Source organism: Natronobiforma cellulositropha, assembly GCF_025629245.1.
Lineage (GTDB): Archaea > Halobacteriota > Halobacteria > Halobacteriales > Natrialbaceae > Natronobiforma > Natronobiforma cellulositropha.
In genome coordinates this window covers 19044-39462 of sequence record NZ_JANZXN010000022.1, presented here as the reverse complement: position 1 = coordinate 39462, position 20419 = coordinate 19044, and the positions used below count along the sequence as shown (strand labels likewise).

The window sequence follows — 20419 nt, the reverse complement described above, 5'->3', positions numbered from 1 at the left end:
AGCCGTTAGCTGAACTTCTGGACGGTGACGTCGAGCGTGTCGAGGTCGACGATGGGCGCGTAGCCCGAGTCGGGGTCGATGTTGACGGACTTCTGGAAGTCGGTCTGGGCCTGCCAGCAGCCGGAGTTGATCGCCAGCACGTTGTGGTACTTGCCGAAGCCGAGTTTGTGGACGTGGCCGGTGTGGAAGATGTCGGGTACCTCGTCGATGACGAGGTAGTCCTTCTCTTCGGGTGCGAGGCGGGTGTGGCCGCCGAACTGTGGGGCGACGTGGCGCTTCTTCAGGAGGTGGTACATCGCCTTGTGTGGCTCGTCGTAACTCGCCTTCTCCGCGGGGAGTTCGGCGATCACCTCGTCCAGAGAGACGCCGTGGTACATCAGGACGGAGACGCCCTCGAGCGTGACCATCGACGGATTGCTCACGATGGTCGCGTCGTGAGCGGTCATGAGACCGCGGAGGTGCTCGTCGAATCCCGGCTGTGGCTCGGCGAGGCGGACGGCGTCGTGGTTGCCGGGGATCATCACGATCTCGATGTCACCGGGGACGCCTTTGAGGTACTCACTGAACGCCTCGTACTGCTCGTAGATGTCGACGATGTCGAGTTCCTCGTCCTGGTTCGGGTAGACGCCGACGCCCTCGACCATATCGCCGGCGATCAGCAAGTACTCGACGTGCTCGGCCGCCTCGGTGTGGAGCCAGTCGGTGAACGTGTTCCAGGCGTCGCCCATGAACTCCTGGCTGCCGACGTGGACGTCGCTGATGAGCGCCGCCTGGACGTGTCTGTCGGCGGTCGACGGCGTGTGCGTCCGCGGCACGTCCGGGAAGTACATCGAGTCGACGAACGCGATTCCGGCGTCGTCAGAGAGGGTCCCCTCCATCGCCAGCACCTCGTCACAGAGCAGTTCGTCGACGAAGCCCGCGAACTCGCGATCTTTCATCACCAGCCACGGAAACGTCCCGGTCGCGTCCTCGAGTTCGATCAGCCAGTGGCCGCTCGCCGTCGACCGGATGTCGTTGACCAGGCCGACCATCCCGACCTCACCGCCGCCGGGCATCTTCTGGATGGCCGTCGCCGGACGGTGGTTGACCCGCCCGCGGAGCTTCGAGCCGAGGCGCTCGAGTCGGTCGCGAAACACCGCCACGAAGTCACGGTACTCGCCGGTCCCCGTACTCTGGCCGGTCATGTCGCCGACGATTTCGACGGCACGCTGGGAGCTGTCACCGGAACGTTCGAACCCACCAGACCCCCCTGTTTCAGGTGGAGAAACGCCTGCCCCAGAGGAGGTGGGAGTGGTGGGTCCAGTCGAAGGAGAGGGGTCTGAGCCGTCGCTCCCGTGAGCCGACCGGTTCCCGTTTTTACCGGTCGCTCGAGACGTCGCCGACATCTCGGTCTCGGGGGACGTCTCGGTCTCGGGGGGCGTCTCGGTCCCGGGAGGCGGATCACTCACGGAGGAGGGGTCACTCGTGGGCTCGGTTCCGGCCTCGCGAACCGCACGCACGAGGTCGGTTCGGACGACCAGTGCGTCCTCGGGTACTCCCTCGACGACGCGCGCTAAGAGCGCCTCCGGGTCCTCACTCGCAGCGATCAGCGTTACGGCCTCGCGTTCGGCATTGTAGCCGTGGCTGGTGAGTTCGCTGACGATCCGCGCAACCCCCTCGAGTGGCACGTCTTCGGCATTCACGGGCGGTGAGAAAAGGGTGGCGAATCCGACCCCTGGAGCCGGGTTCTCCGTCTCGAGCGGCCGTGAACGCCCGGCGACACTGAACAGAAGGTTGATTGTGCGCCCCCGCAAAGCGATGACAATGACCGGTCCCGGTTCCGATGGTCCCTCCACGGATCCGCCTCGAGATGGCAGCGATCCGCCGTCGGATGAGCAGCCCACAGGGGGTGGAACAGACGACAGCGGGCACAGTCCCGACGACGAGCGGGGCGAGACGCCCGCACACACCGAGACGGACGACGACTCAGTCGACGGCTCGCGAGTCGACACCAACCAGCCCGATACCCGACAGTCGGCCGAGCAGCCGACCGGTCGGCCGGCGGAGACGGCGGGTGGTCAGGGGACGGATCCAGCGCCCACAGAGACGGCATCTACGGAGATGCCGGAAACGGCGGTGGAGGGGGCGGCAACCGGTGAGACGAATTCGGGTGGCGACTCGAGTCCACCGAAACCGGCGACATCGAACGGCGTCACGATCGAAGACGACGGCGTCGTCCGCTGGTTCTTCAAAACAGACAACGGCACCGTGGTCGCGGTTCGCGACGTCCTCAGCAGCGTCGCTATCGTCGCCGTCATCGGCTTACTCCTGTTCGGTATCAGCGGCGTCTGGCCGCCGCTGGTCGCCGTCGAGAGCGGGAGCATGGAGCCGAATATGCACAAGGGAGACCTGATCTTCGTCGCCGACGAGAACCGCTTCACTGGCGACAACTCGGTCGACGGAACGGGAGTCGTCCCGCTCGCCGACGCCGGAAACAGCGAGTACGAGAAGTTCGGCGAGCCCGGGGACGTGATCATCTTCATGCCCAACGGCAACGACCGGGCGACACCGATCATCCACCGAGCGCACTTCTGGGTCGAAGAGGGTGAAGACTGGGTCGAGAAGTACGCCGACCCGGAGTACACGAACGGACGGACGTGTGATCAGATCAGACACTGTCCGGCGAATCACGCCGGCTTCATCACGAAGGGGGACAATCCCAACACGAACTCGGTGTACGATCAAGCAGGAGCCGTAAACACCGACGTCGTCGCCCCCGAGTGGATCACCGGTAAAGGAATGTTTCGTGTCCCGTGGCTCGGCCACGTCAGACTCACGTTCGACCGGTACTTCTCCGCCGGACCGGGAATCGTGACGGCGACACCGGACGGCGAGCCAACCGCTGGGACGCCCGACTACGTCGGCCAGCCACTGCCACCGTCCGAACACGCCACGACCGCCGTCGGCATAGCAGGGGGTGTCGGGGTCGGGACCGTCGCAATCGCCGGCTGGAGACGCTACGGGCGCTGATCACCGGGCCACCTTCAGCAGAGAAGACTGAATCTCAGAGACTGGGTACGCCGAGCGCAGACAGTACACTGGCAGGCAGCACAGACACGCAGACGACCGACGACAGGACCGACCGGAACGAGACCCCCACGACGGACCGGTCGGACGAGATCCAGGCACTCGAGTCGAACCCCCACCGAAAGTTCCCGAGCGGTCTCGCTGACGAGCAGTCGGGCGGTCTCGAGGGGAAACAGAGGGGTGGTCGGAGAGAGGAGAGGTGAGGGCGGAAGGTGAGAGCGGTGGGAGAGAGTGGAAGGTGAGAGCGGTGAGGAGGTGGCCGCGGAGAGACCGGGTCGGTCAGTTGTCGAAGCGCGCCTGGACGAACGGCTGGATGTCGTCGATGTCGGAGAGACGCGAGTCGGAGAGTAAGACGACCTCGGTGTCCTCGAGCGGGACCGAGAGGCTGATCTCTTTGGTGCGGCCGTAGCGCCCTTTCGAGACGACGACGGCGTTGACGATGCCGAGCATGTCGAGTTCGCTGATGAGATCCGTCACCCGCCGCTGGGTCAGGATGTCGGCGTTGATCTCCTCACAGAGGCGCTTGTAGATGTTGAACACCTCGCCGGTGTTGATGCTGTGAACGCCGTTTTTCTCGAGGAGGATGATCGCGAAGAGGACGAGTTTACTCTGCGTTGGCAGGGTGCGGACCACCTCGACGACGCGGTCGAGTTCGATCTTGTCCTGGGCCTGACGGACGTGTTCTTCGACGATGGTCTCCGTCTGGGAGCGTTCGGCGAGTTCGCCCGCAGTCCGCAGGAGGTCGAGCGCGCGCCGAGCGTCACCGTGTTCCTGGGCGGCGAAGGCCGCACACAGCGGGATGACGTCCGGCGAGAGCGCGTCACCTTTGAACGCGACCTCGGAACGGTGCTGGAGGATGTCCCGGAGCTGGTTCGCGTCGTACGGCGGGAAGACGATCTCTTCCTCGCCGAGACTCGATTTGACGCGCGGGTCGAGAAAGTCGGTGAACTTCAGGTCGTTGCTGATCCCGATGATCGACACCCGCGAGTTCTGCAGTTCCGAGTTCATCCGCGAGAGGTTGTAGAGCGTGTCGTCGCCCGACTTCTCGACGAGTTTGTCGATCTCGTCGAGCATGATGACGACGACCCGCTCGGAGTAGTCGACCGCCTCGAAGAAGACGCTGTAGACGCGGTCGGTCGGCCACCCCGTCATCGGCACCTCCTCGAACGACTCGCGGTCTGCCTCGAGTTGCTCGCGACGAGCGGAGACCTCGTCGAGCGAATCGAACGGTGTCTCCGTGAGTGGGTGAGGGGGTGCCTCCTCGAGTTCGGTTTCCGAACCCGGATCGTCGCCACTCTCGAACCCCCCTACTTCAGGTGGAGATCCGCTATTCGAAGCGTCACGATTCGGTTTGGAAGAGGTTTTACCTTCGACCCGAACAGATCGTTTGTCGTCGGTTCGACCATCGGCAGGCGACGCGTCGACGTCTCCGTCGGGTGTGGTATCGCCTCCGTAGGTGTCGACTTCCTCGAGGAGGGCGTCGAGCGAATCGAGTCGCTCGTCGATGAGCCGTTCGTTCTCCTCGATGAACTTGTTCGCGAGCTGTGCGAGGACGCGGTACTGGGTGTCCGTCACCTCACAGTTGATGTACTCGACTTCGCAGGGAACGCTGTACTTTTTCGAGGTGCTCTCGAGTTCCTTGCTGACGAACTTCGCACTCGCGGTCTTTCCGGTACCGGTCTTTCCGTAGATGAGGATGTTAGACGGCGTCTCTCCCCTGAGTGCTGCGACGAGAATCGTCGCCATCTTGTTGATCTGGTCGCTACGGTGGGGAAGTTCGTGTGGCGTATACGACGGGCGAAGGACCTCCTTGTTCTCGAAGATCGGTTCGCCGCTGAGCAGGTCGTCGAACAGCCCCTGGTTCGACTCGTCGTCAGTCGGATCCAGGGTCGTCTCGTCCGATCCGAACCGAGCCCCGGATCCGAAGTCGACGCCTCGACCCGAACCGGCCATCTGTGGATTATCGTCTGACATTCGTCGTACGTGTACCCCTCTATTTCGACTGGAGTTGCGGGCCCGAAGTCGTGGATGTGACGCCGTATGAGGGTTCAGGAGGGCAGATTCCACACACGAATCCGTCGTTCGGGTCCAGTTGATGCAGACGAACCAGAGGAAGACCTAGCTATTAAATTCTTCCTTTCATCTCGCGGGATGGTCGGTTCTTCGTGACGGCCGACTCGAGGTAGGCACCGCCTTCGGTTCGTGTGGCGTCTCGTCTCCCACCTCTAGCGAGCTTCTAGAGTTTGTTTTGCGTGTACGTGAAGAGACGGAGCAACCTACCGGGACGACGAGTGTGAGAGAAAGAGAGTGTTCAGCGAAACGAGAGTGGACCGAGAGACCGTCGGTTCACCTCGAGCGGTACGTGGTCGTCCAGGTTGGCTGTCAGCTATCGAAACCGATCCTCGTGACAGTCTGTACAAAGAGAGAGTTTGATTAAGTGAGGGGTTTGAGGGAGGGAGCTGCCCCAACCCCCCACCCCTTCGTTTCTGGTGGAACGATCTCCGAGGGTGACCCCCAGCGAGTGATTCTGGTTTGGGAATCTTTATGTAGATGGTTGGGTTATTGGTCCGTAGCATCAAACACAGATCGATTCTACTAGAAGAGAGAGAAATAGTTACTAGAGTCTACTAGAACCACGTCTCACAGCGATCTAGATTACTAGAACGCTGATCTCGTCGAATTCTCCTCTCTCGAGTCCTCTCTGTCCGCTCATCGCCCTTTTCCGGGTTCATTTCACAGTTCGTTGTCCAGTTAATCCGCTCTCGGGCCACACCTCTTCGCTCTTTTCCAGTGGAAACGAAGGGGTGGGGGTCTCCGATCGGGGTTACAACGATAAACTGGTTGTCCCGAGCGAGCTTGTGTATGTCACTCACACTGCGTCCGTAACCCCGCCACCCCCCGTTTCGACTGGAACTACCTGACCGACCGTCGACCGCTGCCAGTCGTAGGACCCGACCGCTGCCAGTTGGAGGTGTGACCCGCTCGATCGAATTACGTCGGCGGTTTCGTCGACGAAGTCGAGAAGCGTTCCCCGGGACGCTGCTCGAGACGGCCGACACCTTCTCTCACCTGCTGGTGTCCATCCCGTATCACGTGTCCATCCCGAGTCACTCGTGACGGTGATACGGTCATTGTTGTTGGTACTCTAATACGTCTGACGTAGGCTTAAGTGAATCCGGTGCAGTACTACGCGCAGACGCACCCCCGCTGGTGTGCGGAGGCCCCAAGGATGGGATTGTTTACAGAACTCAAAGATAGCATCTCCCGTGCAACGGATCGCCTGTTCTCGGAACAGGAACCGAAGCGCATCGGCATCTACGGCCCGCCGAACGCTGGAAAGACGACACTCGCAAACCGCATCGCTCGAGACTGGACCGGTGACGCCATCGGCACGGAGAGTCACATTCCACACGAAACACGGCGCGCTCGCCGGAAAGAGAACGTCGAAATCGAACGCAACGGCAAGACGGTGACGATCGACATCGTCGACACGCCCGGCGTGACGACCAAAGTCGACTACGAGGAGTTCACCGACGAGATGAGCAAAGACGACGCTGTCCGTCGCTCTCGTGAGGCGACCGAAGGCGTCGCCGAGGCGATGCACTGGCTACGTGAGGACGTCGACGGCGTCATCTACGTACTCGACAGCGCCGAAGACCCGATCACGCAGGTGAACACGATGCTCATCGGTATCATCGAATCTCGTGACCTGCCCGTGCTCATCTTCGCGAACAAGATCGACCTCGACGAGTCGAGTGTCAAACGCATCGCGGAGGCGTTCCCCCAGCACGAGACCGTTCCCTTATCGGCGAAGGAGGGTGAAAACATGGACGAAGTGTACGACAACATCGCGGAGTACTTCGGGTGAGATGATGCCGGAAGCTACAGAGAAAGAGACCCCTGACGGCGTGCAGATCGATCTCATCAGCGGCCAGCGCATGGACGAGCTGGCCAGCATGGAGAAGATCCGAATGATCTTAGATGGCGTCCACGCGGGCAACATCGTCATCTTAGAGGAGGGGCTGACCCCCGACGAGGAGAGTAAACTCATCGAAGTGACGATGGCGGAGATCAGTCCCGACGAGTTCAACGGCATCGAGATCGAGACCTACCCGCGTTCGGCGTCGAAAGACTCCTCGCTACTCGGACGGCTCATGGGCAACGACGGCCCACCCGCGAAACTGACCGTGATCGGCCCGGCCAACCAGATCGAAACGCTCCACAAAGACGAGACGCTCATCAGCGCACTCGTCTCGAGAAACTGAGGTCGAGACGCGATGCCTCACCAGTGTACGAACTGCGGCCACACGTTTCCCGACGGCTCGAAGGAGATGCTGTCTGGCTGTCCCGATTGCGGCGGCAACAAGTTCCAGTTTACGCCCGCCCGTCCGCCGGAACGGACGAGTGACAACACCCAGCAGGCGGGATCGAAGGCGGACACCGCTGGCTCGAGCGCCCAGCGGGGCGCTCCCGGTCACGAGCGAGGTGGTGCACACGGGCGCGTATCGAGAGCCACCGAAACGGTCCGCGACTGGGTGACCACCGGCCGCGAGCGCGAGGAGAGCGGGTCCAACTCGAGTGAGACGGCCGAACGCGAGCGTTCTGACTCGTTTCCCGAGTGGCCCGACAGCGCCCGCCCACCGTCGGAGCGTTCGGGCGAGTCTTCGACGGACGAACCGGCGGGGGGTGCCCGACGGAACTCCCCAACGCAGTCACCCCCTGCTTCGGAGTCGGCGCGTCGAGACCGCAGTGTTCGTACCGGTTCGCGGTCGACGGAGAACCCGGAGGACACCGCACAGGCCGATGCGCGCAGCGCGGTCGTCTCGCCGGACGAACTCCCGCCACACTCCGGAACCGCCGGTGAGGAAGCGGACGGCGCTGACAAAGCGGACCCACCCGACCATGGCCGCGTCGTCAAGGAACCGAGCGGCGAGCGCCCCTCGCTCGAGCAGTTACGCGAGGAACTCAACGACCAGTTCGAGAGCATCAAGGTCGTCAAGCCGGGTCAGTACGAGTTGAACCTGATGGAGCTGTACGACCGCGAGGAGTACATCGTCTCCCTCCAGGAGGACGGCCGCTACGTGATCGACGTGCCCGATTCGTGGCGAGAAGGCGCGGACGACTCTTGAAACGCGTCCCACGCTGACTGCTCTCGATCAGCGCCCAACCGGTGTCTGACTGCTCCCGACGGGCGTCTGAACGCTTCTGACCGGATCCACCTTCTCCCGACGGGCGTCTGAACGCTTCTGACCGGATCCACCTTCCCCCGACGGACGTCTGAACGCTTCTGACCGGATCCACCTTCCCCCGACGGACGTCTGAACGCTTCTGACCGGATCCACCTTCCCCCGACGGGCGACTCTGCCTCCCAGGTGCCCCGCTGACCTCTCCTGACCGACCTGCTGACCCTTTCCGATCGGTTTGCTGGCTTCGACACAGACCGCTCGAGTCCTGCGGGCTTCGACACAGCCCCCGCGAGTCCTGCGGGACTGGTTGGTCTCGCTGACACCGTACCGTCACAGCTTCCGCCACCTCACCTACCCTCCACCGCCTCACCTGCCCTCCACCGCCTCACCTGCCCTCCACCGCCTCACCTGCCTTCCACCGCCTCACCTGCCCTCCATCGCCTTACCCACCCCCCACTGCCTCACCCCACCCCTTCGTTTCCAGTGCAACCCACCCGACACCGTACACTCGCTCCTCACTGAGCACGTTCCACTCGAAACGATGGGGTGGGGGGTGGGTGGGGGGGGGGGGTGCGAACGAAACCGGTCGTCCGTGCGGGCGAGACTGTCGGAGCTGGAGTTGTGGGTACCGGAAAGGTGGTGCGGGGACTCGACGCTGTGAGAGCCGGAAGGATGGATTTAAGCGAGCGGACTCGAACCACGGAGTATGAGCACTGCAACCAAGATCGTGTTGACCACAGTCGGCATCTCGGCGCTGCTGTCGATCTTGCTCGTCTTCCAGAGCGTCTTCGTGTAGATGTTCTCGCCGCGAGCGCTCTCGGAGCCGGTCGAAAGCGTTCGGAGAGCGCACGCTCCGGAGGCGCTCGTCTTCGACTGTACGCGTGACTTCGAGACGCTCGCACCCGCACAGGCCGAGGAACTCGCGCTCGTCGTCGACGCGCTCGAGCCCGCGACGTACCCCGACTCGTGGCTCCCCGACGACGCACCGCGGCTCCTCGAGCGCTACGCTGGCGCCGAGTTCACGATCGGCATGCCCGGTGACGGCAGTATCGTCTGGACGCACCAGACCGAGCCACCGGTCGTCCTCGTCAAGGCACGCATCGAAGGCTCGCCGGAGGCGTTTCTCGACTTCTTACTCGCGGAGGCGCTCGTCGAGGTCGGTCTCGGCGTTCCCGAACACTTTCTGGGCTTCTTCGAAACGTCGTACCGCGATCTCGACGAGGCGGTCCCGCTCGACCCGGCTGGCACCTATCAGATCGCGGCCGCGCTGTACGACGGCTGGATCGGACTCGAGACGCGCGAGGTGTTCGCCGAGTGGCACTCGAGCCAGCCAGCGCTCGGCGACGCCTGGCAGGACGCCGGTGACCGCCTGAGTGGGCGTGTCGAGACGCTGCCGCGGGCGGTCGCTCGCGGGGAGACCGACTTCGCCGACGCGATGGAACTCGCCTGCGCGGCGATCAAACACGCTCTCGAACTGCCTGCCCCGTTCGCTGCACTCGAAACCGAGGCCTACCGCGACCACGGTCCCACCTACGCCGTTCGCTGGGCGGAGAAGACGTTCGACGCGCTCGCCGAGTGACGGATACAGTCGGGCAGAGTCGGATACGGTGGGCAGTCGTCGCACGCCTCGTGTCCGACGGTGAATCGAGCGCGCTCAGAACTCGGCGCTGACGCTTCCGTCTTCTTTCAGGTCGACGACGCCGTCGAACAGCGCCCGGAACTGGTCGACGACGGCGTCGTCGTGGACCTCTTCGGAGAGGTGGAAGATGCCGATCGCGTCGTGTTCCTCGAGCGTCTCGAGGATGCGTTCGACGGCCTCGAGTGCGGGTCCTTCACCGGCGTAGTAGGCGAGTTCGGTGATCGAGTCGAAGCTGACTCGGCGTTTGCCGTCGGTGTTCTCGAGGAAACAGGCGACCTGCTCGACGATGGCGTCGACGTCGTCGGGTGCGGCGACGTAGTGGACGTTGTCACTCGATCGCCGGGAGTAGCCGCGTTCGATGCTCAGGGTGTCGAGGATGTCGGCGCGGGATTCGTCGACGTCGTAGTACTCGAGTTTCTGTTTGACTTCGCGCGCGGTCGTCCGCGTGGAGACGACGAGAAAGCGGTCGGTGTCGGTTTTGAGAAACTCGGTGTCCATCCGGTCGGTTTCACCGGTGCTCGGATGCAGCAGTAGTACGCTCGTCCCCCCTGGGACGGTGTCCGGTGTGTCCTCGATCTCGAGCGAGTACTCCATGTTGGCGGAGACAACTTTCGGAATCACCTTAAGAGTGCGGGTGTGCGCCTGGGATTCGGTTTCAATCGATCCCCCGACCCTCCTGTCGCAACAGGATCAGCATCGAGAGTCCCGAGATGAAGATGAGCAACAGGGCGGGGACCGCTGCGTACCGGTACGCCAGTGTGCGCTGGGCTTCCCAGACGATGATCACGAGCGTCTCCGTCCCGACCGGCTGGAGCATCAGCGTCACCGGAAGCTCTTTCATCGTCGTCAGGAAGACGAGGATCGCTCCGACGACGACGCCGGGAGCGATGAGGGGGAGCGTCACGCGACGGAACGTCTCGAGCGGCCCGGCGTTGAGGGTTCTGGCCGCCTCGATCGTCTTCTCGTCGAGCTGTAAGACCGACGAGCGAACGCTGCCGACCGCCTGTGGCAGGAAGCGAACGACGTAGGCGAAGACGAGCAACCAGACGCCCTGTCGGTAGAGCGAGGGAAGTGTTCGCGTTCCGAGGAACACCAGCGCGAGCGCGATGACGATGCCGGGGACGGCGAACCCGACGTAGGTCGCCCGCTCGAGGAGTCTCGAGAAGAACGTGTTCCGTCGGGCGGCGTAGTAGGCCACCGGCAGGGCGAACAGGCTCGCGACGAGCGCGGCGAGCAGTGCGAGGTAGACCGAGTTGAGCGCGAACTCCCACTGGAACTCGAGGGAGGGGATCGGTTCGCCCTGACTGCGAACGAGCCAGTTGGTGAAGACGGCGACGGGAACGACGAGTGTCAGTACGCCCAGCAGTGAGACGAACCCCATCGCGGGCCACTTCCAGGCACCGAGTCTGATCGTGGTTCCGCTTCCCGCCGTGGTGCGTGCGTCTTCGTCCCGGCCGATCCCCGCCTCGATGACGAGGACGACGGCGACGAGTGCGACCAACTGCAAGGCGAGCAACGCGGCGTACTCGACGGCGAAGCCGCGAAACTCCCAGTAGATCGTACTCGTGAACACGCGCGCGCCCATGAACGCGGGCGTGCCGAAGTCGCTGACGGCGTAGAGTGCAGCCAGGAGCGCGCCTGCGGCGATACCGGGTCTGATCTGGGGGAAGGTGACGCGGCGAAACGCCTCGAGCGGGCCGGCGTTGAGCGTCCGGGCGGCGTCGACGAGCGAACTGTCCATCGAGAGGAGTGCTGCTCGCGCCGTCAGGAAGACGTACGGGTAGGTGTAGAGCGTGATGATGAAGATGGCGCCGGAGAGACCGTCGATCCGGGGAATCGTCGCCCCGAGAACGCTGTCTATCTCGCCGCCGGAGCCGAACATTCCGACGAACGTGATCGCGCCGATGTAGCTCGGAATCACGAGCGGGAGCGCCGCGACGACGGTCCAGAAGCGTGGGTAAGGGAGGTCGGTCCGTACCGTCAGGACGGCGAGTGGGACGCCCAGCACGATCGAAAAGAGCGTGACCAGTACCATCAACGTCAGACTGTTGAGCGTCACCTGGAGGGTCTGACTCGAGAACAGGAGACCGTAGGCGTGGGCGGGGTCCTCGATCAGCGTCGCCTGCCAGAGAAGCCACGCCATCGGCGAGACGACCAGGAGTGCGACGATCGTACTCAACACGCCGAGTACAGCCATCGGCCGGTCGACGGTCTCGAGTCGGTCCCGGACGGTCTCGAATCGGCCCGAGGATGTAGACAGTGGCGAATTAGATTTCATTGGACAGAGACCCAACGGTTTCCTGGCAGGGGTGGCGGAAGACCGGCCGACCCCAGCGGATCGCGGTCGGCCGTCGAACTGGAACTCTGGTGCTCAGCCGTCACACAGCGCGTACGGTGGTCTCCCGCTCCGCCGCCCCGTCGTTGCGAGGTGGGTTATTTCTCGAGGACGAAAAGTACTCCTGAATGCTCGTGCGGATGGATCCACGCAGCGACGAGCGCGCAGGTAGTTCACAGGCGAGCACTCGAGTAGTGTCTGCTCGGCGATGAGCACTCGAGTGGTGTCTTCCCGGTGTCCTCAGACGGTCATTCCCTCCTCGTTGAGGAGGTTCTGTGCGTCCTGGAGATCCATGTCGAAGTTGCTCAGGTCGAACTCCGGCGGCTGGATGTCCTCGAGGTCGGGCAGTGGTCCGACGTAGTCGATGCCTTCGACGACCGGGTACTCGCCGTTGGCGTCCATCATGAACTCCTGGCCCTCTTCGGCGATGAGGTGTCTGATGAACTCCGCGACGAGTTCCGGATCGTCGACCTCGTTCATCACGCCGACGCCAGCGACGCTGAACAGACAGCCCGCGTCGTTGACCGTGTAGGCAGTCCTGATCGGTGCGTCGGGGTCCTCGTTGAGGATTCGTGCGGCGTAGTAGCTGTTTCCGAGTCCGACGATCGGGTCGTCGTCACCGCCCTGGTTGACGGCGACAGCCTGGCTGGTGCCGCCCGAAAAGAGCTGTGCGTCCTGGTCTTCGACCATCGCCCGGACCCACTCGCGGGTCGCTTCTTCGCCCTCGAGTTCGACCATCGCCTGGATGAACCCACGGAACGTCCCCGAGTTGGGTCGCGTCGAGATGATGCCCTGGAAGCGCTCGTCGGTGGCGAACTCCATGATGTCGGTCGGGAGGTCGTCGGCGTCGCCGTCCCACCGCTCGCTGTTGTACTGAATCGAGCGGACACGGCCGGTCACACCGGTCCAGTCACCGTCTGGGTGGCGGTAGCTGCTGGGGACGGCGTCGATCACGTCCTCGGGAAGCGGCTGGAGAATACCGTTGTTGTTCAGTTCGTTGAGTGCGCCGGGGTCCTGTGAGTACATCAGGTCGGCGGGCGTCGCGTCACCCTCCTGGATGAGCTGGTTCACGTAGACGTCGTTGTCGTCGTAGAAGACGTTGAGCGTGAGTCCGTCGTAGTGGTCTTCGAGCGCCTCGAACACGGGATCGATCTGATCGCGCGTCCGGCCCGAGTAGATGGTGATCTCCCCCTCCAGGTCGCCCAGGTCGTCCCAGTTCACTGCCGTCGATCCGACCGGACTCGCCATCGGCTGTGCGTCTGCGACGGCAGTGACGCTCGAGGAGCCGTCATCGTCGTCGTGACTGTGGTCGTCGTCGTGACTGTGATCGTCGCCACCGTGGTCATCGTCGTCGCCGCCGCTCGTACAGCCTGCCAGTCCTACCACGCCAGCGACCGAAGCGCTCGAGGCGAGCAGAAACTGTCGGCGGTCGGTTGTGAAACGGTCCGTGTCTGTCCCGTCTGGTGTTGCCATGTCTAGTTTTAGGTCGACCTAAAACACATATAGCTTGCGATCTCACGCGCCAGAAGTGGGTGAAGGGGGAAGATAGCCATCGCTCGTCGTCGGCCTGCCTCCGATGCCCACGGATTTTCGGCCGACCTAAACCCTTCACTCGAGTTAATTTAGGCTACCCTAAAGAATCTACCGATCCGTGGTGTGGGCTCCGTCCCGCGCGAGTACCGGGGCGCGCACGAAGGTGTTTTACTCGGCCCAGCATACGGTTCACTCGAGATGAGCGTTCGCGAGGAGTTCGACGCCTGGGCGGCCGACGGTCGAGACAAAGGTATGGAAGCGCGCCACTGGCACACGGCGAAACACGCGCTCGCGCGGATGCCGGTCGAAGCCGGTGAGACGGTCCTCGATCTGGGCTGTGGCAGCGGCTACGCCGGGCGGGCGCTCTGTGAGACTTACGAGGCGGGGCGGGTCGTCGGTCTCGACGGCTCGCCCGAGATGGCGCGAAACGCCGCGGGCTACACCGACGACCCGCGAATCGACTACGTCGTCGGCGACTTCGATACGCTGCCGTTCGCGACCGACTCGGTCGACCACGTCTGGACGATGGAAGCGTTCTACTACGCGCGCGACCCCCACCGGACGCTGCGCGAAATCGCCCGTATCCTCCGCCCCGGAGGCACCCTCTACTGTGCGGTCAACTACTACGAGGAGAACGTCCACTCCCACGGCTGGCAGGAGTTCATCTCCGTCGAGATGACCCGCTGGAGCCGCGAGGAGTACCGCGAAGCGTTTCGCGACGCCGGTCTCGCCGTCGCCGAACAGGACAACGTCCCGGACCGCGAGACCGAGATTCCCGACGCCGCGGCGTTCCCGACCGACGAGTGGGAGACGCGCGAGGCGATGGTCGAACGCTACCGCGAACTCGGCACCTTACTCACCGTCGGTGTGAGCCGCTAACCCCTCTATTTCCACTCGAGACCCCCTCGGTGCCGCTGTATCGACTCGGGGCTCGGCGGCTCCGTGACTCACAGCCGACTGCACACTGCGCGAAAAAGGGTGTATGGACCGACGACGTGAGCGGGTTCGTTCCTCGAGGCTCACCTCGCTCCGTAGCCTGGGATGTACGTGCAGTCCGAACACTCTGTGGTGACACTCGAGACGATGAGCTTCCCCGTACACTCGGGGCAGGTGTAGGTCTGGGCCGATCGCTTGGTGTGTGAAACCATACCCAACTCTCTCGCTGATGGTGTATAAAGCTAGCATGCAGCACAATCTCGAGACTAGATACGTCCTCATATCCCTAATACGCGGCCGTCACGCCCCGTGTCTCCCGACCCTGCGCCCAGATTCTCTCTTCGCGCCCAGACTCTCTCTCTCCGCGCCGTGGTCTCCTCACGCTCGCTCGAGGCGTTCACCCGCGGCAATTGCGACTTCGAGCCAGTTCTCCTCCGGCGGGAGCGGGCAGTCGAACGTCTCGCTGTAGGCACAGAAGGGCGTGTACGCCAGGTTGAAATCGAGGACGAGTTCCGCGCCGTCCGTCAGGTCGCCCTCGACGGTGAGTTCCATGTAGCGCCCGCCCGCGTAGGTCTGCTGGCCCGTCGTCTTGTCGCGAAACGGGACGAACAGCGTGCGGTCGCGCTCGTCCTGGTGGTAGGCGGTGAGCGTCAGCGAGCGCCGCTCGCCGGTGCTCGAGGGCACTTCGAAGGCGAGTCTCGACGCCCTGACGTAGCGGACCTCTCGCCCCGCGGTCGTCTCCATCAACACCGGTTCCTCGGGGTCGACGTCGCGGTCGACGGCCGCGCTCACCCGGTAGGCCGGGTCCGGTTCGAAGTACGCCACCCCCTCGAACTCCTCGCGCTCCCCGGGCGGAACCGGCGACTGGGGGTGCTCGGCGAAGAACTCGTCTTTCTCGGTGCGTTTCGCCTCGAGTTCCGCCCGCCAGCGCTCCGCGTCGAACGCGTCTGTCATAGTCGGGCTTCGGGTGCGAGACTCGAGTGTATTGTGATCCGTCGGCGCGCTCGAGGCAGTCCTGCTCGTCCGGCCACCCTCCGGTTCCAGTCGAAACTCCCGGTCTCTCGAGCGGTCCCGACACCGTCGAATACCGTCGCCCGAGACAATATCCAGTAGCTATAAGTCAATCGGTGGACAACACGCTCACGGAAGCCACGTCATCCAGAATGCGGGTACGCGTTGAAGTACCCCGGGTGTAGCAGCACCCGAGGCGTGGCTTCCATCCGCAACGGATCTGAAGCCATGACTCAGTACCAACCACGCGACCTTAAAACGCTCGCAAACGCACCGTACAGACCGCGAAACGCCGATTCTCGGAGTTACAACGCCCTCACTCGAGCGGCGCACATCCCCGCCCACCCGTCTCGGACCCGCGGAGGACGGCGATGAGCGAGGAGTACGCCCGCTGGGGCGGCGAGGAGTGGAACCCGCCGCGCTGTCCCCACTGCGAGAGCGTCGTCGTCGGGGTGACGGCGACGGGACCGTACACGATCAAAGCGTCCTGTGGCTGTTTCGTCACGCAGGAGGAGGCGAAGAACCTCCGAGGCTGAGAACGGTTCACACCAGGGTGGGACCTCGTCGGCTACGCGACGGTCCCTCAGCCGGGAGGCTCACGACCGCTCGAGTCGGCCCCGACACGCCAGCCTCTCACCCGCTCGAGAATTTATATACCATCCCGGACCAGGCTCCGCCAACCCTATGAGCGAGCGACGATGAGTACGGAGACAATGTCGAACTGGCGCGCCGTCTTCGGCCACGAGACCCCTTACGACGAGCAGGTCGACGGCATCGAGACGGCCATCGAAACCGCTCGAGACGGCGGCTTCCTCGCGCTCGAGGGGGCCTGCGGGACGGGGAAGACGATGATCGCCCTGACGGCGGGCATCGACCTCGTGCGTGACCCGGAGACGGACTTCGAGCGGGTGTTCGTCCTCACGAGCGTCAAACAGCAGCTGCGCCAGTTCGAAGCAGACCTCGAGACGATCAACGCGAACCTGCCCGACGAGCACCAGCCGGTGTCGGGGCTGACGCTCGTCGGGAAGGCCGACGTCTGTCCGTACAACCGCGAACACCTGGCCGGGTTCGACGACGCGACCGTCTACGACCGCTGTGAGACGCTGCGCGAGCGAACCCGCGACCTGACCGGCGAGGGCGGCCCGACCACCGCGGCGGCGCTGACCGCCAGCGCGCGCAGCCAGCAGATCGGGCTGGCCGACAGCGGCGACGACGGCTCCGGGGGGCGGTTTCTCGAGACCGCCGACGAGACGGCCGCCTACCCGCCCGAGATGCCCGCCTACAGCGACGGCGGCCCGGCCGGGAGCGAGGTCGAGTTCTGCCCCTTCTACGCGCAGTACCTCGCGGACCTGCCTGAGGAGGGCGAGGGCGACCCCGCCGAGGCGATTCCGTTCGACCTCACCCAGCACGGCTTGCTGACGGCCGACGAACTCGTCGCCCGCTCGGTTCGCCACGGCACCTGTCCGCACTCGGTGATGGGGGCGGCGCTCGGCCACGTCGAGGTCGTCATCGGCAACTACTACCACGCCTTCGACCCGACGACCGTCGCCGTCTTCACGGGCGCGTTGCTCGACGAGTCGACGTTCGTCGTCTGCGACGAGGCGCACATGCTCGAGCCTCGCGTGCGGAGTCTGGTGAGCGAGCGGGTCGCAGACGCCACCCTCCGGGACGCCGAGACCGAACTCACGCGGGTGCTCCAGCCGGTTCGCGCCGAACGCGAGGGGAGACGCACAGAAGGCGGGTCGAAGACCGCCGACGCCGACCTGGTTCGCGCCGAGTTGAACGCGACCGACGTCTCGCTCGAGGAGATCGAGGCGACCCGGAGCTTCCTCCGGGCGGTGCGCGAGGAACTCGACCGGCGGGTTCGCGCTCACCTCGAGCGCACACAGCCGGGCTGGCGCGCCCGGCTTCGGGACCTCCGGGACGACGAGATTCCGCTCCGGGACCCGGCGGTGCCGGGCGAGGACGAACTCAGCGAGTGGGCGACCCGCGAGGGGTTCAGCGACGCCCGCTGGGTGCGCGCCGAGTCGGTCGGCGCGGTCGTCGCCCGCATCCTCAACGAGGCAGAAGACGAAGAGCGCACGCGGGCGGCGCCCGCCGTCGGACGCGTCCTCGGCGAGTGGTACCGCCAGAATCACACCGAGTACTTCCGCGAGATCGAACTCGAGCGGACCTGGAACGAGACCGAACCCGGCGACACCTGGCGGCGGGCGTATTCGGCGCGACTCGCGCTGCACAACTGCGTCCCGAGCGACGCCATCGGCTCGCGTCTGGCCCGCTTCGGCGGCGGTATTCTGATGAGCGCGACCCTGGAACCGATCGACGTCTTCACCGACGTGACCGGTCTCTCGTATCTCGAGGGTGAGGGGCGTCCCGTCCTCGAGCGCCGCTATGGCTTACACTTTCCCGACGAGAACCGCGAGAGCTTCGCGGTCGCCGCGCCGAAGTTCACCTACGAGAACCGGGGACGGCCCGACGAGTCGACGCCGACCAGAGCACACTACGCCGACGCGCTCGTGCGAATCGCGCGCCTGCCCGGTAACGTGCTGGTCGGCATGCCGAGTTACGGCGAGGCAACGTGGGCGGCGGGTGTTCTCGAGGAGCGCCTCGCAGACGAGAAGACGGTGTTGCTCGACGCCTCGAGCGACGACGAGACCACCGAGTCGCTGAAAGACGCCTTCTTCGCCGGCGAGGGAAAGGTGCTGGTGACGAGTCTACGCGGGACGCTCACCGAGGGGGTCGACTACGGTGGGGATCGCCTCTCGGCGGCGGTCGTCTGTGGCGTCCCCATCGTCAACACGGCGAGTCCGCTGACGCAGGCGGTCAGGCGGGCCTACGACGACGCCTTCGGAAACGGCTTCGAGTACGCGCTGACGGTTCCAGCGGTCAGAAAAGCGCGCCAGGCGGTCGGTCGGGTGATCCGTAGCGAGGCGGACGTCGGCATCCGGCTCCTGCTCGACGAGCGCTACGCACGGGATAGCTGGGATTCAGTCCGTGGCTACCTCCCCGAGGACGAGCGCGCGGAGTTCCAGCCGGTCAGTCCCGACATGTTGGGCGTCGGTCTCGAGCGCTTCGAGCGGACGCTCGAGGGGCGTTGAACCTTAGCCCAGGAGGTAGCGAAGCTGTGGGTTCATCTGGACGATCTCGCTCTGTTCGAGTCTGGCGTCGAGACCGAGCAGGCGGCCAGCGCCCCACGCGCCCAGACCGAACAGCAGGACCATGTAGACGAACGAACTGTCGAAGACGTAGCCGTGGGCGATGGGGAGACCTGCGGCGAACCCGCCCTCGAAGGCACCGAGCCAGAACAGGAGCATCTGGAGACCGCCACAGAGGGCGGCGAACCGGAAGAAGACGCCGAAGAGGAGCGCCAGCCCGATCGCGATCTGGCCGTACATCACCATCGGCTCGACCAGCCAGAGGTGGTCAGTGAAGAACGCGAACAGGCCGCTGAAGGGGTTCGTCTCGTTGACTCCGTGGACCAGGAAGCCCTCCGCTGACCAGCCGCCGGGGTTCGTCCAGCCCTCGCTCGCCAGCTTCGAGAGTCCCGCCTGGAGGAAGACCCAGGCCATGAGCAGGCGCAGACCGACCATCGAGTAGCCGAGCCAGGTTTCGGAGTAGCCGAAGCTGACCGGTTTGCCGAACAGTTCCGTCTCGAGCGTCCGTTCTGCGGGTGAGTCCTGATCCATGATAATAGATCGTGTTCGACTATACCGTTCGAGGATCCTAACTGTTGTGGCCCGTGAGATGGCGGGCGCCGTCGGGGTCGGCCGCATTCACTCGAAACGGACCGTCCGCTGTCACCTCACCCCGGTCTCAGGAGGACTCGAGCGTCTCCGGTTCGACTCGGCCAGCTGCCGTTCGCTCGCGGATACGCGCACGGATCGCGCTGCTCGAGAGCAGCTCGTCTCCGTCCGGCTCGCGCGGGCTCGCGCGTCTGATCTCGCAGTCGACGTCCCAGGACTCGAGCGCGTCGGCGAGCGCTGCCTCGTCGTGGTGCTGGTCGTGGCCGAGGACGAGGACATCGGGATCGATCAGCCGTACCGGGACGGAGATATCAGAGGGGTGTCCGGAGTGGGCGTGGTCGACGACCTCGAGCGCCGCGACGAGTGCGCGCCGCTGGCCGAGCGGGAGGATGGGTTTGGGTTTGTGGGTGACACACTCGGGGGTGGCGACGACGACGTGGAGCTGATCGCCCATCGCGGCCGCCTCGCGGAGGTAGTGGAGGTGGCCGGGGTGGAGGATGTCGAAGGTTCCCTGCGCGAGCACGCGCGTCGGTCCCTCGTCAGTTGCTCGCGTGTTCGCGTCCGTCCGTGCCGGTGGCTCGTCGCTCACTCGGCCCACCTCGCGACGGTGGTCGTCGTCGGCGGTGGGCCGACGAACAGCGAGTAGAGCACCGTGGCGAAGCCGATGGCGGTGACGCCGCTCTGGAGGGCGACGCCGAGGGCGATGTCACCGCCGAGGTGGGCGAGACCGCCGATGGCTGAGCCGACGACGACGAGTGTGAAGCCGATGGCGAGCGCGCGCAGTGCGTGTGAGCCGGTTCGTCTGCACGCCCGGTAGGCGAACCAGGCGACGAGACCGCCGGTGGCGAAGGTCGCGGTGCTCGCGAGGACGATGATGGTGGTGTAGTCGTTCATGAGTGTCTCGAGTGTGGGGTTGAGTCGGTCGCGGCCGGTCCAGACAGCCGTCCGTAGACGTATCTTCACCCGCTGC

19 protein-coding genes are annotated in these 20419 nt (G+C 64.5%); 9 read left to right on the top strand and 10 right to left on the bottom strand.

What is annotated here, in order from left to right; translation table 11 throughout:
- Window positions 1-5 precede the first annotated feature (5 nt).
- On the bottom strand, window positions 6-1667 hold the full coding sequence (locus N0B15_RS11060; protein ID WP_263019767.1) for a DNA-directed DNA polymerase II small subunit: 1662 nt from the start codon (window positions 1665-1667) through the stop codon (window positions 6-8).
- 136 nt (window positions 1668-1803) lie between these two features.
- Between N0B15_RS11060 and N0B15_RS11055 the strand changes: the two genes are divergently transcribed.
- Entirely contained in the window at window positions 1804-3009 is a 1206-nt protein-coding gene (locus tag N0B15_RS11055; protein WP_263019766.1) for a S26 family signal peptidase, read from the top strand.
- A 336-nt stretch (window positions 3010-3345) separates the two neighbouring features.
- Here the strand turns inward: N0B15_RS11055 and N0B15_RS11050 are convergent, their stop codons facing one another.
- Window positions 3346-5040, bottom strand: a complete 1695-nt coding sequence (locus N0B15_RS11050; RefSeq protein WP_263019765.1) for a Cdc6/Cdc18 family protein — start codon at window positions 5038-5040, stop codon at window positions 3346-3348.
- A 1255-nt stretch (window positions 5041-6295) separates the two neighbouring features.
- On the opposite strand from N0B15_RS11050, the gene N0B15_RS11045 reads away from it, so the two are divergent.
- The 5 genes from N0B15_RS11045 to N0B15_RS11030 all read left to right on the top strand — a co-directional run bounded on the left by N0B15_RS11045 (window position 6296) and on the right by N0B15_RS11030 (window position 9831).
- Window positions 6296-6934 (top strand): Era-like GTP-binding protein, encoded by a 639-nt coding sequence (locus N0B15_RS11045; RefSeq protein ID WP_263019764.1) that lies wholly within the window; start codon window positions 6296-6298, stop codon window positions 6932-6934.
- Between the two features lie 4 nt (window positions 6935-6938).
- Entirely contained in the window at window positions 6939-7331 is a 393-nt protein-coding gene (locus N0B15_RS11040; protein ID WP_263019763.1) for a DUF2073 domain-containing protein, read from the top strand.
- Window positions 7332-7343: 12 nt separating this feature from the next.
- Window positions 7344-8195, top strand: a complete 852-nt coding sequence (locus N0B15_RS11035; RefSeq protein ID WP_263019762.1) for a Zn-ribbon domain-containing protein — start codon at window positions 7344-7346, stop codon at window positions 8193-8195.
- Window positions 8196-8958: 763 nt separating this feature from the next.
- The gene (locus N0B15_RS18335) at window positions 8959-9048 is read left to right on the top strand and encodes a hypothetical protein (protein WP_425494228.1); all 90 of its coding nucleotides are present in this window, start codon (window positions 8959-8961) and stop codon (window positions 9046-9048) included.
- Entirely contained in the window at window positions 9049-9831 is a 783-nt protein-coding gene (locus N0B15_RS11030; protein ID WP_263019761.1) for a DUF7089 family protein, read from the top strand. It abuts the gene before it with no gap.
- A 75-nt stretch (window positions 9832-9906) separates the two neighbouring features.
- Here the strand turns inward: N0B15_RS11030 and N0B15_RS11025 are convergent, their stop codons facing one another.
- From N0B15_RS11025 to N0B15_RS11015, 3 genes are all read right to left on the bottom strand, one after another.
- A complete protein-coding gene (locus N0B15_RS11025; protein WP_263019760.1) occupies window positions 9907-10485 on the bottom strand; it encodes a DUF7090 family protein in 579 nt (192 codons plus the stop codon).
- 61 nt (window positions 10486-10546) lie between these two features.
- Entirely contained in the window at window positions 10547-12169 is a 1623-nt protein-coding gene (locus tag N0B15_RS11020; RefSeq protein ID WP_263019759.1) for an ABC transporter permease, read from the bottom strand.
- Window positions 12170-12466: 297 nt separating this feature from the next.
- Window positions 12467-13699: an extracellular solute-binding protein gene (locus N0B15_RS11015; protein ID WP_263019758.1), complete on the bottom strand. Its 1233-nt coding sequence runs from the start codon at window positions 13697-13699 to the stop codon at window positions 12467-12469.
- Window positions 13700-13957: 258 nt separating this feature from the next.
- Here N0B15_RS11015 and N0B15_RS11010 point away from each other — a divergent pair, with 258 nt between their 5' ends.
- A complete protein-coding gene (locus N0B15_RS11010) occupies window positions 13958-14638 on the top strand; it encodes a class I SAM-dependent methyltransferase (RefSeq protein WP_263019757.1) in 681 nt (226 codons plus the stop codon).
- Window positions 14639-14778: 140 nt separating this feature from the next.
- On the opposite strand, the gene N0B15_RS11005 is transcribed toward N0B15_RS11010, so the two are convergent.
- Both N0B15_RS11005 and N0B15_RS11000 read right to left on the bottom strand, forming a co-directional pair.
- A complete protein-coding gene (locus N0B15_RS11005) occupies window positions 14779-14907 on the bottom strand; it encodes a hypothetical protein (RefSeq protein ID WP_263019756.1) in 129 nt (42 codons plus the stop codon).
- Between the two features lie 166 nt (window positions 14908-15073).
- Window positions 15074-15649: a DUF1684 domain-containing protein gene (locus tag N0B15_RS11000; RefSeq protein WP_263019755.1), complete on the bottom strand. Its 576-nt coding sequence runs from the start codon at window positions 15647-15649 to the stop codon at window positions 15074-15076.
- Between the two features lie 428 nt (window positions 15650-16077).
- Here N0B15_RS11000 and N0B15_RS10995 point away from each other — a divergent pair, with 428 nt between their 5' ends.
- Complete coding sequence (locus N0B15_RS10995) at window positions 16078-16242, top strand: hypothetical protein (RefSeq protein WP_263019754.1); 165 nt, start codon at window positions 16078-16080, stop codon at window positions 16240-16242.
- A 177-nt stretch (window positions 16243-16419) separates the two neighbouring features.
- Complete coding sequence (locus N0B15_RS10990; RefSeq protein WP_263019866.1) at window positions 16420-18804, top strand: ATP-dependent DNA helicase; 2385 nt, start codon at window positions 16420-16422, stop codon at window positions 18802-18804.
- A 3-nt stretch (window positions 18805-18807) separates the two neighbouring features.
- On the opposite strand, the gene N0B15_RS10985 is transcribed toward N0B15_RS10990, so the two are convergent.
- From N0B15_RS10985 to N0B15_RS10975, 3 genes are all read right to left on the bottom strand, one after another.
- Window positions 18808-19392 (bottom strand): DoxX family protein, encoded by a 585-nt coding sequence (locus N0B15_RS10985; protein WP_263019753.1) that lies wholly within the window; start codon window positions 19390-19392, stop codon window positions 18808-18810.
- A gap of 127 nt (window positions 19393-19519) precedes the next feature.
- Entirely contained in the window at window positions 19520-19972 is a 453-nt protein-coding gene (locus tag N0B15_RS10980; protein ID WP_425494232.1) for an FAD synthase family protein, read from the bottom strand.
- A gap of 62 nt (window positions 19973-20034) precedes the next feature.
- Entirely contained in the window at window positions 20035-20343 is a 309-nt protein-coding gene (locus N0B15_RS10975) for a DUF7521 family protein (RefSeq protein ID WP_263019751.1), read from the bottom strand.
- Window positions 20344-20419 lie beyond the last annotated feature (76 nt).

Bases quoted from the DNA above. Each gene is read 5' to 3' on its own strand.
- N0B15_RS11055 (WP_263019766.1), top strand. From the start codon at position 1,804: ATGACCGGTCCCGGTTCCGATGGTCCCTCCACGGATCCGCCTCGAGAT.
- N0B15_RS11050 (WP_263019765.1), bottom strand. From the start codon at position 5,040: ATGTCAGACGATAATCCACAGATGGCCGGTTCGGGTCGAGGCGTCGAC.
- N0B15_RS11045 (WP_263019764.1), top strand. From the start codon at position 6,296: ATGGGATTGTTTACAGAACTCAAAGATAGCATCTCCCGTGCAACGGAT.
- N0B15_RS11040 (WP_263019763.1), top strand. From the start codon at position 6,939: ATGCCGGAAGCTACAGAGAAAGAGACCCCTGACGGCGTGCAGATCGAT.
- N0B15_RS11035 (WP_263019762.1), top strand. From the start codon at position 7,344: ATGCCTCACCAGTGTACGAACTGCGGCCACACGTTTCCCGACGGCTCG.
- N0B15_RS18335 (WP_425494228.1), top strand. From the start codon at position 8,959: ATGAGCACTGCAACCAAGATCGTGTTGACCACAGTCGGCATCTCGGCG.
- N0B15_RS11030 (WP_263019761.1), top strand. From the start codon at position 9,049: ATGTTCTCGCCGCGAGCGCTCTCGGAGCCGGTCGAAAGCGTTCGGAGA.
- N0B15_RS11025 (WP_263019760.1), bottom strand. From the start codon at position 10,485: ATGGAGTACTCGCTCGAGATCGAGGACACACCGGACACCGTCCCAGGG.
- N0B15_RS11020 (WP_263019759.1), bottom strand. From the start codon at position 12,169: ATGAAATCTAATTCGCCACTGTCTACATCCTCGGGCCGATTCGAGACC.
- N0B15_RS11015 (WP_263019758.1), bottom strand. From the start codon at position 13,699: ATGGCAACACCAGACGGGACAGACACGGACCGTTTCACAACCGACCGC.
- N0B15_RS11010 (WP_263019757.1), top strand. From the start codon at position 13,958: ATGAGCGTTCGCGAGGAGTTCGACGCCTGGGCGGCCGACGGTCGAGAC.
- N0B15_RS11005 (WP_263019756.1), bottom strand. From the start codon at position 14,907: ATGGTTTCACACACCAAGCGATCGGCCCAGACCTACACCTGCCCCGAG.
- N0B15_RS11000 (WP_263019755.1), bottom strand. From the start codon at position 15,649: ATGACAGACGCGTTCGACGCGGAGCGCTGGCGGGCGGAACTCGAGGCG.
- N0B15_RS10995 (WP_263019754.1), top strand. From the start codon at position 16,078: ATGAGCGAGGAGTACGCCCGCTGGGGCGGCGAGGAGTGGAACCCGCCG.
- N0B15_RS10990 (WP_263019866.1), top strand. From the start codon at position 16,420: ATGTCGAACTGGCGCGCCGTCTTCGGCCACGAGACCCCTTACGACGAG.
- N0B15_RS10985 (WP_263019753.1), bottom strand. From the start codon at position 19,392: ATGGATCAGGACTCACCCGCAGAACGGACGCTCGAGACGGAACTGTTC.
- N0B15_RS10975 (WP_263019751.1), bottom strand. From the start codon at position 20,343: ATGAACGACTACACCACCATCATCGTCCTCGCGAGCACCGCGACCTTC.